Source organism: Bombilactobacillus sp. ESL1197, from assembly GCF_058107145.1.
This window is the reverse complement of sequence record NZ_JBYLTY010000002.1, coordinates 1-14,149: the sequence shown is the minus strand read 5'-3', so window position 1 is coordinate 14,149 and position 14,149 is coordinate 1. Positions and strand designations below refer to the sequence as shown.

The window sequence follows — 14,149 nt, the reverse complement described above, 5'->3', positions numbered from 1 at the left end:
ATTAATGAAATTATCAAAACTATTACTTTTTCTTAGCATTTTCTTTATCTCTTGTTTTTTAATTTTGACAATGATGTTATTTCATCATCAACCAGCATTACGGCACTGTGATTTCTGGTTTTTTCAACACTTAGCTTTTTTGAGTGAACATAATCGAACCTTCTTCAAATACATCACCACTATTGGTGCGCCCAAAGTCGTCTTTGGTCTAACTATCCTTATTAGCCTAATTCTAAGGAATCAACGCCAACGAATTTTTCTGCTTAGTAACGTAATAAGTAATTTATTATTAAACCAAGTTTTAAAAGCGCTCATTCACAGACCTCGTCCCAATTTAAATCATCTCGTTCAAGCAACTGGCTTTAGTTTTCCTAGCGGTCATGCTATGGCTACCACTGCTTTAATTGGTAGTTTAATTCTCATCTATTACCAAACTACGAAAAAAAAGCAATTACCATTTTTCTTAATGGTAATTGCCCTCATCATTATTATCAGTCGTCCCATTTTACACGTTCATTATTTTTCTGACGTTTTAGCAGGTACCTGTTTAGCTAGTGGAATTACTCTGCTGATTTACCTTGGCTTTTTTGAAAATCCTTTAACAAATAATCACTATGGTCAAAGAAATTGAGAATAACTGCCACAATTAAAATGATAATTCCCACTACAAAAATCCAGTGCAAGCCTTCATAAACAATTTGTCTAGCTGGTGCTAAATATTGTTTTGCTAACAAATGCGCGGTCGAAGAATTAATCATTTGATCCAACATTTTAAAAGTTAAACCTGAATGTTGTTGTACTCCTTGTGCCATTTTTAGGTTCATCACAATTCCAAAGACGGAAACCATCAAGGTTTGCCCCAAATTACGAGCTAACGTATTGAAACTGGTGGCCGTTCCAACTTCATCTGCTGTGACTACACTTTGCGAAGTAACCGTGGAAGTTGTAATCGACAAACCAAAACCAAAACCAACCACCGCAGAGATAATTAGAAAAATGCCAAAGGCCGTTTTTAACGGTAACAACAGATAGCACCCACAGCCAACCACTAGAAAGCTAAGTGCAAATAACGTAATTTTATGCGGTGGATATTTAGCAATCATTTTACCAGAAATATAAGAACCAAATAACCAAACTACCGAACTAGGTGTAACCACAAAGCCCCCCATCGACGGCTTCAGTCCTAAAACGCTCTGCATCCAAATTGGCAAATAAGCATCAAAACCAATCAAGAAACCAGAAATTAATAGAATCGACACATTTTGTACAACAAAAGTACGATTTTTAAATAATTTTAACGGCAAAATTGGATCTGATTTTTGCCGTTCGACCTTCACAAATACAAAAGCACCTAATACGGCTGCTACTAACAAAATTAAACTAATTAGCCAAGCATGGGCATTATTTAAGTTCTGTAGCCCGAGCATTAAACAAACTAAGACGAACGTTAATAAGATAATACCTTGAAAATCAACCGGCTCACGCACAGCTTGACTGCGCTTAGGTTCATGCAAAAATAATTGAATCAAGATAATTGTAATCAAACCAATGGGAATATTAATGGCAAAGACCCAATGCCAAGACAGTTGTTCAACAATAAAACCACCTAACAAAGGCGCCACAATTGAGGCAATTCCCCAGGCAGACCCATTTAAGCCAATCATATTGGCCCTTTTTTCTAACGGATAAATATCAGCTAAAACGGTATACGTCAACGGCTGAATTGCCCCAGCACCTAGTCCTTGTAAAACCCGTGACAAAATTAGTTGCAACATAGAATGCGAAATACAACATAAAAAAGAACCCAAGACAAAAATTAATAAGCCAATATTTAATAAAATTTTACGACCATAGCGATCAGATAATTTACCATAAATCGGCGTCGTGACCGCGCTCATTAATAAATAGATTGAAAAGACCCAATTCATTAATTTCAAGCCATGTAAATCACTAATAATTGTCGGCATCGCCGTCGAAACAATCGTTCCTTCGACGGCTGTCATGAAAGTTGCTACAAAGACTGCAACCGTGACCCACTTAACGTTTGTTTTTTTTACTGTTGAATTCACAATATCCCTACTTTTTAATAGCTTGCTGAATCGCTGTAACTTTGTCTAATTGTTCCCATGGCAATTGCACATCAGTGCGCCCAAAATGGCCATAAGCAGCCGTTTGCTTATAAATTGGCCGCTTTAGATCTAACATCTCGATAATTCCGGCTGGTCTTAAATCAAAGACTTCCCGAATAGCTTGCACAATTTGCGAATCACTATAATCACTTGTATTAAAGGTATTAACATTAATAGAAACTGGACGTGCTACCCCGATCGCATAAGCTAATTGAATTTCAATTTGATCAGCGACCCCAGCAGCAACTAAATTCTTAGCCACATAACGTGCCGCATAACTAGCCGAACGATCAACCTTAGTCGCATCTTTGCCAGAGAAGGCTCCACCACCATGATGAGCAAAACCACCATAGGTATCGACAATAATTTTACGACCAGTTAATCCAGTATCACTACTTGGACCACCTAAAACGAAGCGTCCAGTTGGATTAATAAAGAATTTAGTTTCAGCATCCAATAGTTCAGCCGGAATAACTTGTTTAATCACTTTCTCAATCACATCTTGCCGTAAATCAGCTAACTTGACATCTGGATCATGCTGCGTACTTAAAACAACTGTATCAACCCGTAAAGCCTTCCAGTTATCATCATATTCGACAGTAACTTGCGCCTTTGAATCTGGGCGTAAATAAGTCAATTCATGTTGTTTGCGGACCTGAGTCACCTTATAAACCAACTTGTGAGCCAAGATAATCGGCAAAGGCATAAACTCTGGTGTTTCATTGGTAGCATAACCAAACATCAAGCCTTGATCGCCAGCACCAATTTGATCTAGCGGATCAGTATCATTGTCTGAATCTCTTTTTTCTAAGGCGTCATCCACCCCTTGCGCAATATCAGGCGATTGTTGATCAACCGCAATAATCACGGCACAAGTATCAGCATCAAAACCGTAAGCCGAATCCGTATAGCCAATTTCACGAATCGTTTGACGTACAATAGCTTGCATATCAACGTAAGCGGTCGTTGATATTTCGCCAGCAACCAAAACTAATCCAGTGGTCACTGTAGTCTCACAAGCAACCCGTGCTTGCGGATCCTTAGCTAAAATAGCATCCAAAATAGCATCACTAATTTGATCAGCTATTTTATCTGGATGTCCTTCTGAAACAGATTCCGATGTAAAGAAATGACGTTCTTTTTCCATAAAAATACTTCCCCCTTGAATTTAGGTTACAGGTAAGCTAAATAGCCCCATCGGGAATTTAGTTAACTAAAATATGTTATCACATATTTAAAAACATTAATACTTAATTATTTATAAACATAATCACGAGTCATTGGCAAACCAGTTCCAGAAGGACCCTTAGTTAATAGATATTGCACAACGTCAATATGTCCGGAAGCGAAGGAAGCAGCACAAGCTTGTAAATACAAATCCCACATGCGACTAAAACGTTCGTCCATCATCTCAATGACTTCTGGTAATTTAGCTTGGAAATTATGATCCCAAATTTCAAGGGTTTTTTGATAATGTCTACGTAACATTTCAGTATCAGCAATTTGCAATCCGGAACCAATAATATTTTGGATATTTTCTGTTAAGCCGGGAATGTACCCACCTGGGAAAATCCACTTATCAATCCAGCCATTGGAACCACCATGTTGTGTTTGCATCGTAATTCCGTGAATCAACGCTTTACCATTGTCAACTAAGAAATCACTAACATCTTGGAAATAACCTGGCAAGTTTTCCTCACCTACATGTTCAAACATGCCCACAGAAACAATGTAATCCCACTGACGGCCCTTCAGTTCACGGTAGTCCGTCAATAAGATTTCTGCGCGATCTTGCAGACCTAATTTTTCAATCTGTGCAGTCACATACTTATACTGTTCTTCACTTAAAGTAATGCCCGTAACCTTTAAATCATATTTTTGTGCAGCAGTCAGCATTAAAGTACCCCAGCCACAACCAATATCTAATAACGTTTTGCCTGGTTGAGGATCTAACTTTTTCAAAATATGATTAACTTTATTCAACTGTGCAGTTTTTAAATCATCATCTTCATGTTCAAAATACGCACAAGAATAAGTTAGCGTCTCATCTAACCAAAGTTTATAAAAGTCATTACCAATATCGTAATGATCTTGAACATATTCTTGATTTTTACTCTCTGAATGTTGACGGTTGGAAACAAATTGTTTAAATTTTTTATTGTATAAAAAGCTATCTTTACTTTGATAAGCGGCTAAAATTAAATCTTCGATACTGCCATCGATCTCAATTTTCTTATCCATATACGCTTCACCTAAAGCAATTGAAGCGTTAGCTGCAATCTCTTTAATTGGAATAGCTTCATGAATAGTAATATGAATTTGGGGATCGCCAGTACCATAAGTTTCAGTCTTACCATCCCAATAGGTTACCTTAAGAGGAATATTAAACGAATTTTTTAATAACTCTTTATAAAAAGTTTTTTCTAACATAGATTATTGACCTCATTTCTCAATCCAATAGTCCTACATTACACCATTAGCTAATAATCTTCAAATTTAGTAAAATTAAACTAGTCTTCATAAAGGAGTTCAGCAATGAAACTAATCAATTCCGCAACTAATCTCATAAGTTTGTTAATTTATCCGATGATTTTAACTTTAAAATACCCCACCAACTATGATCACAATAGTATGGTGTCGTTAATCTTAACAATTCTGATTGTTGTTTATAGTAATATTTTCCACCCCTTAAAAGCCAATAAATATTTCAATCTTATTTATTTCGTATTCAGTCTGGCAATTGCTTATTTGTTAAAATTGCAATCGTACCCTCACTACCTCTTTATTCTTTGGTTATGCGAATTACTAATTTGCTTATTTATTGCTAATAATTCTGTTTCAACTTTTATCTGGAATTTTTTTCTGCCGATTTTTAGTAGTATTGTCATTGTTTTTCCAATACTTCATTTTTTATCCGCCCAAATTATTTTAAATATTATTTTAATTAATTTTTTTACTTTACTGACTACACTAACTAACAACTCGCACCAGATTTTTATCGGTGGGTTTTGCATTGGAGTAGTTTTATTGGGATTATACCTACTACATTATTTAACCAACTTAGCAGTTGTGAGCTATTTAGGTTGCTTTTTAATAATTTTAATAGTTAAATATTTACTCCATTTAAAACTAAACGATTACCAATTAGATATTGTGCGAGGAATTTTTAGTTTTTTAAATTACTTCATTTAAATTTTAATGCTAAAATATTTGCGAAAGTAAAAGTACAGTCTGGCTGGTAATCCAGATCTAATTTTAATAATTAGCAGTAACTAAACCACTCGCAAACAAGAAGCTAACGCTAAAGGAAAAATTCCCTTATAAAAGCAAAGATAACAAAATAGTCTAGCTTATCAACATAAACCTGAATTAAAAATGACACTTCTAATTAGGAAGTGCCATTTTTGATTGTATACATTTTTTAATGGTCCAAGTGACAATATGCAAAAACATATGACCACTCCCAAACCAACAACAACGGATCATACTTATTATTTTCAATAGCATTAACAGTTTGCCGTATAACATTAGCTAATTCAGCTAACTGCGCCTGTGAATAACGCTGTTTTTTTAAAATTGGCAATCTTATTTTCCATTTCATAATGTCAAATAACTTTAACACTTTTAGTCAAACCTAGTATAAACACAAAAAAAGCATTGATTAATTATCAATGCTTTACCAAGATATTAAAAATGGAAGATACAGGGCTCGAACCTGTGACCCTCTGCTTGTAAGGCAGACGCTCTCCCAACTGAGCTAATCTTCCAAAAATGACCCGTACGGGATTTGAACCCATGTTACCGCCGTGAAAGGGCGGTGTCTTAACCACTTGACCAACGGGTCAGAACAAATATTTATTTATAAAATAAAATGGAAGATACAGGGCTCGAACCTGTGACCCTCTGCTTGTAAGGCAGACGCTCTCCCAACTGAGCTAATCTTCCAAAAATGACCCGTACGGGATTTGAACCCATGTTACCGCCGTGAAAGGGCGGTGTCTTAACCACTTGACCAACGGGTCAGCTAAAAGCTAACGGAGAGTAAGGGATTTGAACCCTTGATACAGGTAAAAGCCCGTATACATGATTTCCAATCATGCTCCTTCAGCCACTCGGACAACTCTCCAAATAAAAACTCCGGTTGTCAGACTCGAACTGACGACACCCTGATTAACAGTCAGATGCTCTACCAACTGAGCTAAACCGGAATAAGAGCAGCATGGCAACGACCTATCCTCGCAGGTAGTTTCCCACCAACTACTTTCGGCGCTGAGAAGCTTAACTTCTGTGTTCGGCATGATTCCAGGTGTTTCCTCCTCGCTATCGCCACCACACTTGCTCTCTTCTTACCTTCTGAAAGAACCTTAGTCCTCTCAAAACTGAATATTATGTTCTTACTCGACACCCTTGGTTAAGCCCTCGACCGATTAGTATTGCTCAGCTCCATGTATCACTACACTTCCACTCGCAACCTATCTACCTCATCTTCTTTGAGGGGTCTTACTTCATTACTGAATGGGAAATCTCATCTTGAGGTGGGTTTCACACTTAGATGCTTTCAGCGTTTATCCCTTCCATACTTAGCTACCCAGCTATGCCTTTGGCAAGACAACTGGTACACCAGTGGTATGTCCATCCCGGTCCTCTCGTACTAAGGACAGATCCTCTCAAATTTCCTACGCCCGCGACGGATAGGGACCGAACTGTCTCACGACGTTCTGAACCCAGCTCGCGTACCGCTTTAATGGGCGAACAGCCCAACCCTTGGGACCGACTACAGCCCCAGGATGCGATGAGCCGACATCGAGGTGCCAAACCTCCCCGTCGATGTGAACTCTTGGGGGAGATAAGCCTGTTATCCCCAGGGTAGCTTTTGTCCGTTGAGCGATGGCCCTTCCATACGGTGCCACCGGATCATTAAGCCCGACTTTCGTCCCTGCTCGACTTGTCTGTCTCGCAGTCAAGCTCCCTTCTACCTTTACACTCTACGAATGATTTCCAACCATTCTGAGGGAACCTTTGGGCGCCTCCGTTACTGTTTAGGAGGCGACCGCCCCAGTCAAACTGCCCACCTGACACTGTCTCCCGCCGTGCTTCAACGGCGCGGGTTAGAGCTTTCATATAACAAGGGTAGTATCCCACCAGCGCCTCCTTCGATACTAGCGTACCGATCTCTACGGCTCCTACCTATCCTGTACATGTTACACAAAAACTCAATATCAAGCTACAGTAAAGCTCCATGGGGTCTTTCCGTCCTGTCGCGGGTAACCTGCATCTTCACGGGTATTATAATTTCACCGAGTCTATCGTTGAGACAGTGCCCAAATCATTACGCCTTTCGTGCGGGTCGGAACTTACCCGACAAGGAATTTCGCTACCTTAGGACCGTTATAGTTACGGCCGCCGTTTACTGGGGCTTCAATTCTGGGCTTCGACCGAAGTCTAACTCATCCTCTTAACCTTCCAGCACCGGGCAGGCGTCAGCCCCTATACGTCATCTTACGATTTTGCAGAGACCTGTGTTTTTGATAAACAGTTGTTTGGGCCTTTTCACTGCGGCTGGCTCTTACACCAGCACCCCTTCTTCCAAAGTTACGGGGCTATTTTGCCGAGTTCCTTAACGATAGTTCTCTCGCTCACCTTAGGATTCTCTCCTTGACTACCTGTGTCGGTTTGCGGTACGGGTATTCAGTGTCTCACTAGAAGCTTTTCTCGGCAGTGTGACTATTGTGCTTCGCTACTTTAATTTCGCTCCCTATCACAACTCATCCTTCGCGGTTATAAGCATTTGACTCATATCCAGACTCGCTGCTTAGACATGCTTTTCCAGCTGCATGCTCACAATTCATCTCCTGCGTCCCTCCATCGTTCAAACAACACTGAACAGTACAGGAATCTCAACCTGTTTTCCATCGATTACGCCTCTCGGCCTCATCTTAGGTCCCGACTAACCCTGGGCGGACGAGCCTTCCCCAGGAAACCTTAGTCATCCGGTGGACCAGATTCTCACTGGTCTTTCGCTACTCATACCGGCATTCTCACTTCTAAGCTCTCCACCAGTCCTCTCGATCTGGCTTCTTCGTGCTTACAACGCTCTCCTACCACGTACATCTTTCGATGCACATCCACAGTTTCGGTACCATACTTAGCCCCGGTACATTTTCGGCGCAGAACCACTCGACTAGTGAGCTATTACGCACTCTTTAAATGAGTTGCTGCTTCTAAGCCAACATCCTAGTTGTCTGTGCAGTTCCACTTCCTTTTCCACTTAGTATGGATTTTGGGACCTTAACTGGTGATCTGGGCTGTTCCCCTTTCGACGATGGATCTTATCACTCACCGTCTGACTCCCGGAGAAAGATCTTTGGCATTCGGAGTTTATCTGAATTCAGTAACCCATGTTGGGCCCCTAGTCCAAACAGTGCTCTACCTCCAAGATCCTCTTCTCCGAGGCTAGCCCTAAAGCTATTTCGGAGAGAACCAGCTATCTCCAAGTTCGTTTGGAATTTCACCGCTACCCACACCTCATCCCCGCAATTTTCAACTTACGTGGGTTCGGTCCTCCAGTGCGTTTTACCGCACCTTCAACCTGGACATGGGTAGGTCACTTGGTTTCGGGTCTACGACTACGTACTCTCTTTCGCCCTATTCAGACTCGCTTTCGCTACGGCTCCGTCTTCTCAACTTAACCTCGCACGCAATCGTAACTCGCCGGTTCATTCTACAAAAGGCACGCCATCACTCTTTAACGAGCTCTGACTACTTGTAGGCACACGGTTTCAGGATCTATTTCACTCCCCTTCCGGGGTGCTTTTCACCTTTCCCTCACGGTACTTGTTCTCTATCGGTCACTAGGGAGTATTTAGCCTTGGGAGATGGTCCTCCCTGCTTCCGACGGGGTTTCACGTGCCCCGCCGTACTCAGGATACTGGTAGAGTGTCTCTGATTTCGCCTACTAGACTATCACTATCTCTGGTTCAGCTTCCCAACTGATTCAGCTATCTTCGACTATCTCACGTCCCAGTCCTACAACCCCAAAGAGCATGCTCTCTGGTTTGGGCTCTTTCCGTTTCGCTCGCCGCTACTCAGGAAATCGATTTTTCTTTCTCTTCCTATGGCTACTTAGATGTTTCAGTTCACCATGTCTTCCTCACTTACAACTTTCGTCGCAGTGTGACTAAGCTTTACCTTAGCCGGGTTCCCCCATTCGGATATCTCCGGATCTTCGTTTACTTACAACTCCCCGGAGCATTTCGCTGTTCGTTGCGTCCTTCTTCGGCTCCTAGTACCTAGGCATCCACCGTGCGCCCTTATTATCTTAACCTTATTTACTACTGTTTCTTACTTTCTTCGAATCTCTCGATTCTCGGTGTCTTTCTTCTCATAATATTCAGTTTTCAAAGTACTAATGTCCTTGACAGTTTCCTGTCAATGGAGGTTAACGGGATCGAACCGATGACCTCCTGCTTGCAAAGCAGGTGCTCTCCCAGCTGAGCTAAACCCCCGTACTATTTCTATGGGCCTAAATGGACTTGAACCATCGACCTCACGCTTATCAGGCGTGCGCTCTAACCAGCTGAGCTATAGGCCCGATTTCTTTCGCGCTTGTCTCTTGGTGCCCTGAGAGTAGACCTCTCAAAACTAAACAAAGTTTCTTGCCAACTGCTTTCCGTTTATTTTTCCTTAGAAAGGAGGTGATCCAGCCGCAGGTTCTCCTACGGCTACCTTGTTACGACTTCACCCTAATCATTTGTCCTACCTTAGACGGCTAGCTCCCCGAAGGGTTACCCCACCGGCTTTGGGTATTACAAACTCTCATGGTGTGACGGGCGGTGTGTACAAGGCCCGAGAACGTATTCACCGTGGCATGCTGATCCACGATTACTAGCGATTCCAACTTCATACAGGCGAGTTGCAGCCTGCAATCCGAACTGAGAATGGTTTTTAGAGTTCTGCTTGCCCTCACGAGTTCGCTTCTCGTTGTACCATCCATTGTAGCACGTGTGTAGCCCAGGTCATAAGGGGCATGATGATTTGACGTCGTCCCCACCTTCCTCCGGTTTGTCACCGGCAGTCTCACTAGAGTGCCCAACTTAATGCTGGCAACTAGTAACAAGGGTTGCGCTCGTTGCGGGACTTAACCCAACATCTCACGACACGAGCTGACGACAACCATGCACCACCTGTCTTCCTGTCCCCGAAGGGAACCCTGTATCTCTACAGCTTTCAGGAGATGTCAAGACCTGGTAAGGTTCTTCGCGTTGCTTCGAATTAAACCACATGCTCCACCGCTTGTGCGGGCCCCCGTCAATTCCTTTGAGTTTCAACCTTGCGGTCGTACTCCCCAGGCGGAGTGCTTAATGCGTTAGCTGCAGCACTGAGAGGCGGAAACCTCCCAACACTTAGCACTCATCGTTTACGGCATGGACTACCAGGGTATCTAATCCTGTTCGCTACCCATGCTTTCGAGCCTCAGCGTCAGTTACAGACCAGAGAGCCGCCTTCGCCACTGGTGTTCTTCCATATATCTACGCATTTCACCGCTACACATGGAGTTCCACTCTCCTCTTCTGCACTCAAGTTTGACAGTTTCCGATGCACTTCCTCAGTTAAGCTGAGGGCTTTCACATTCAGACTTTTCAAACCGCCTGCGCTCCCTTTACGCCCAATAAATCCGGACAACGCTTGCCACCTACGTATTACCGCGGCTGCTGGCACGTAGTTAGCCGTGACTTTCTGGTTGAATACCGTCACTACTTGAGCAGTTACTCTCAAGCACGTTCTTCTTCAACAACAGGATTTTACGATCCGAAAACCTTCTTCATCCACGCGGCGTTGCTCCATCAGACTTTCGTCCATTGTGGAAGATTCCCTACTGCTGCCTCCCGTAGGAGTTTGGGCCGTGTCTCAGTCCCAATGTGGCCGATTACCCTCTCAGGTCGGCTACGTATCATCGCCTTGGTGGGCCTTTACCTCACCAACTAGCTAATACGCCGCAGGTCCATCCTTTAGTGACAGCCATTTGTGAGCGCCGTGCTTGAAAATCTGTACAATTAGAACAACTCGAAATTTCCCGATACATACTGCTCGACCATTTAAGGTGTGAACAAATTGCTGGGGCATCCAAACTTCTAAATCATACGTCTTTGCAGAACTAAAACTAGCATCACCACTGGACAAAGTAATGACATGATATGGTAATTCCAACTTCTGTAAAATATTTTCCGCATTTGCGGTTAATTTTTCTAATTCATCCCAAGAATCTTCCGGCTTAACATATTTAACCATTTCCACCTTGTTAAATTGGTGCATGCGAATCAAACCGCGGGTATCACGGCCAGCAGAACCGGCTTCAGAACGAAAACATGGTGTCAAAGCCGTAAGATAAGTTGGTAATTGGTCTTCACTCAAAATTTCGCCACGATAATAGTTAGTTAGGGGAACTTCAGCAGTAGGAATTAAAGTCAATGGCCGTTCTTCATCAACAATGGTATAAACGTCTTCTTTAAACTTAGGAAACTGACTAGTACCAAACATGGAATCACTATTGACCAAATAAGGTGGAATAACTTCTGTATAACCATCTTTTTGATGCTCATCTAACATAAAGTTGTATAACGCCCGTTCTAATTGCGCACCGGCACCTAAATAATAGACAAAGCGGCTACCTGAAACTTTCGCAGCCCGTTCAAAATCCAAAATTCCCAATTGTTCACCAATATCCCAATGAGCTTGGGCTTCAAAGTCAAAGTGCGGAATTTCGCCCCACTTACGAACTTCCACATTGGCAGACTCATCTTTGCCAACAGGCACTGAATCATCGGGAAAGTTGGGCAAGCGGACTAAAATATAATCCGTTTGGTCATTAAGCTTTGCTAATTGCTCATCCAAATTTTTAATTTGCGCGCCAACTTCTTTCATGGCAGCAATCGCGGCAGTAGCATCTTGCTTTTGTCGCTTAGTTTGAGCAATTTGCTTCGAAACTTCGTTGCGCTTAGCTTTCAAATCTTCAGTTTGCGCCATCACTTGGCGGCGCTTAACATCTAAGTCTAGTAAATGATCAATCTCTTCCCCTGCAATATTTCTCTCAGCTAACTTTTTTTTCGCCCAATCAGGATTATTGCGAATCACTTTTAAATCTAACATAATTTCCTCCTTTAAATAAAAAAGAGTTGTCTTCATCCCCATTAAAGGGACGAATCAACTCTTCATCGCGGTACCACCCAATTTTAGTGTTTCACACTACGCTCTAACAGCTATAACGGGGCTGACCGTATAATTTATTCATTATCCGTTTGAAACGATATTGGAACACCAACTGCTAACTCTCAGCACTGCACTAGCTCTCTGTAAAGTCGGTAAGATATCTACGTTATCTAGGTTGATAGTAATATAACTAACATTAAAAGGCAAGTTTTATTTGGAGATCTTTTTCTCCGTCCAAATATCCCGAATTAAACTTATCAACTGGCCATATTGGGCACTATTAGCATCATGTTCCCACTTAAAGATATAAATGTCATGTTGTGTAGGATCTAACGTATAATGACTCGAAGTCGTCACAATCAAATCTGCATCATTAGGATCTTGAACTAATTGCACGTAAGGCAAACTATCAATTGTTTCTACCATATCAAAACGGTATAACTGATTTTCTTCAATACTGAGGTAGACTTGAACTGCAAAATGATCAGAAAACATGACCACGACTCGAAGCAAAATCTTGTAAACCGCATTGGTCAGCAAATTAACTTTATCTTGAAAATCTTGAAATTCATTTTGTTCAAATAAATGCTGTAAAATATTCCGGATGGTCTTCTTAAACTCTGGCAAATCAATACTGGATAGCCCTGATTTTTCTCCCGTGTAGACTTCTACCATTTGGTAATAGCTATTACCAAATGCCAAGCCCCCGATTAAGACCCGCATCAAGGCAATGCGATAGAGCTTAACAATTTCATCGGATAAATTAAATTGTCGCTGAATATTATAAGGCATCGATTGTAAGAATGCCCCCACAAAGTCGTAAATCTTAGTATCATACTCTTGAATATGGTCAAGAATTTCATCGGCTTTTTCATTACCACAAGGAACAATGGATAATGAACAGTTAACCAAATTATACATATTATAAGATTCATTCATTAAACGGGCGGGCGTCAAATCTCGATAGTACTGAATGATTTTAGCAAAGTCACTGTCCGCAAATCGTTCATAACTATCTTCGGTCATGAAGCTTTCATAAACATTCAGATTTGGATAACGTACCCAGTCGATTTTCGCATTGCGTTCCACAAAATGGCCATGATAAATCCGTAAGCAATTGACAGTGGCATAAATTTGATAAACCCGAAAAGTCATCGGATTCGGTTGCGCTACTACTTGAAAAGCCTCCAAGCCTTGATTGACGAGCCACTCGCTTTCTTCCTCAGAAATAGTCTTAAAAGGCCAAGCAAATCCCCGCGTTGCTTCCCAAAACATTGCGGATATTGCTAATCTAACATCTGTTTCTTCCCCGACAAAGCGCATCTTTTCATAAGTAATTCGTACGTTAAAAGTTTTCAAAAATAAACGCATCGGTTTTAAATGGCGCAAAGCAGTTGCTTTACTATTGCCACACTCTTGATAAAAATCATCAAATGACTGACAAGTATCTTCCAAAATCGCCATCATAAAGTTGTAAGCATCCGAATGGGAAACTAAAAAAAAGTGATACTGATCATTGTCAACAGAAAAAATTTCTTCGATTGTTGGATCATCTTTCCCCAATAATTCCTTCATATCTTGAATAATACCATCGTAAGTATTATAGATACTGCCGTAACTTTTATTCATTTGTGCAGCTGCTTGGCGAAAATTAATATCTTTAATATCAAAATCTAGACTTTGATGAGCTTTGAGATCATCGCGATAAGAAATCTCCATAATCTTTAATTGTCTGACCCGCTCAAACAAGCGTAACTTCTCCATATCAGAAACTGACAAAAATAAGTCTTGTTCTTTTTCCAATGTGATACCCC

General features: G+C 41.4%; 6 protein-coding genes, 8 tRNA genes, 3 rRNA genes and 1 pseudogene. 1 reads left to right on the top strand and 17 read right to left on the bottom strand.

What is annotated here, in order from left to right:
- The first annotated feature begins 4 nt into the window (after positions 1-4).
- On the top strand, positions 5-631 hold the full coding sequence (locus tag AC3B6B_RS05710) for a phosphatase PAP2 family protein (protein WP_489757725.1): 627 nt from the start codon (positions 5-7) through the stop codon (positions 629-631).
- Here AC3B6B_RS05710 and AC3B6B_RS05705 read toward each other — a convergent pair.
- The 17 genes and pseudogenes from AC3B6B_RS05705 to AC3B6B_RS05625 all read right to left on the bottom strand — a co-directional run.
- The gene (locus AC3B6B_RS05705; protein ID WP_489757724.1) at positions 561-2,069 is read right to left on the bottom strand and encodes an MDR family MFS transporter; all 1,509 of its coding nucleotides are present in this window, start codon (positions 2,067-2,069) and stop codon (positions 561-563) included. The two genes, AC3B6B_RS05710 and AC3B6B_RS05705, sit on opposite strands and share 71 nt — an antisense overlap.
- A 7-nt stretch (positions 2,070-2,076) precedes the next feature.
- The gene (metK, locus tag AC3B6B_RS05700) at positions 2,077-3,276 is read right to left on the bottom strand and encodes a methionine adenosyltransferase (RefSeq protein WP_489757723.1); all 1,200 of its coding nucleotides are present in this window, start codon (positions 3,274-3,276) and stop codon (positions 2,077-2,079) included.
- A gap of 107 nt (positions 3,277-3,383) precedes the next feature.
- The gene (locus AC3B6B_RS05695; protein WP_489757722.1) at positions 3,384-4,559 is read right to left on the bottom strand and encodes a class I SAM-dependent methyltransferase; all 1,176 of its coding nucleotides are present in this window, start codon (positions 4,557-4,559) and stop codon (positions 3,384-3,386) included.
- 991 nt (positions 4,560-5,550) lie between these two features.
- Positions 5,551-5,712, bottom strand: a complete 162-nt coding sequence (locus AC3B6B_RS05690) for a helix-turn-helix transcriptional regulator (protein ID WP_489757721.1) — start codon at positions 5,710-5,712, stop codon at positions 5,551-5,553.
- 111 nt (positions 5,713-5,823) lie between these two features.
- Positions 5,824-5,896: transfer RNA gene (locus AC3B6B_RS05685), tRNA-Val, on the bottom strand.
- A 5-nt stretch (positions 5,897-5,901) separates the two neighbouring features.
- Positions 5,902-5,973 (bottom strand) — tRNA-Glu (locus tag AC3B6B_RS05680).
- A gap of 28 nt (positions 5,974-6,001) precedes the next feature.
- Positions 6,002-6,074: transfer RNA gene (locus AC3B6B_RS05675), tRNA-Val, on the bottom strand.
- A 5-nt stretch (positions 6,075-6,079) separates the two neighbouring features.
- Positions 6,080-6,151, bottom strand: a tRNA-Glu gene (locus tag AC3B6B_RS05670).
- A gap of 13 nt (positions 6,152-6,164) precedes the next feature.
- Positions 6,165-6,255, bottom strand: a tRNA-Ser gene (locus tag AC3B6B_RS05665).
- 9 nt (positions 6,256-6,264) lie between these two features.
- A tRNA-Asn gene (locus AC3B6B_RS05660) sits at positions 6,265-6,337 on the bottom strand.
- Positions 6,338-6,346: 9 nt separating this feature from the next.
- Positions 6,347-6,463 (bottom strand): 5S ribosomal RNA (gene rrf / locus AC3B6B_RS05655).
- A 73-nt stretch (positions 6,464-6,536) separates the two neighbouring features.
- Positions 6,537-9,453: ribosomal RNA gene (locus AC3B6B_RS05650) — 23S ribosomal RNA — on the bottom strand.
- 108 nt (positions 9,454-9,561) lie between these two features.
- A tRNA-Ala gene (locus AC3B6B_RS05645) sits at positions 9,562-9,634 on the bottom strand.
- Between the two features lie 12 nt (positions 9,635-9,646).
- Positions 9,647-9,720 (bottom strand) — tRNA-Ile (locus tag AC3B6B_RS05640).
- A gap of 96 nt (positions 9,721-9,816) precedes the next feature.
- Positions 9,817-11,327: ribosomal RNA gene (locus AC3B6B_RS05635) — 16S ribosomal RNA — on the bottom strand.
- The 16S, 23S and 5S rRNA genes sit together here with 8 tRNA genes alongside, the layout of an rRNA operon.
- 684 nt (positions 11,328-12,011) lie before the next feature.
- A pseudogene (locus AC3B6B_RS05630) lies at positions 12,012-12,275 on the bottom strand (serine--tRNA ligase); the annotation flags it as partial.
- A 270-nt stretch (positions 12,276-12,545) separates the two neighbouring features.
- On the bottom strand, positions 12,546-14,149 hold a 1,604-nt coding region (locus AC3B6B_RS05625), incomplete at its 5' end, for a helix-turn-helix domain-containing protein (RefSeq protein ID WP_489757720.1).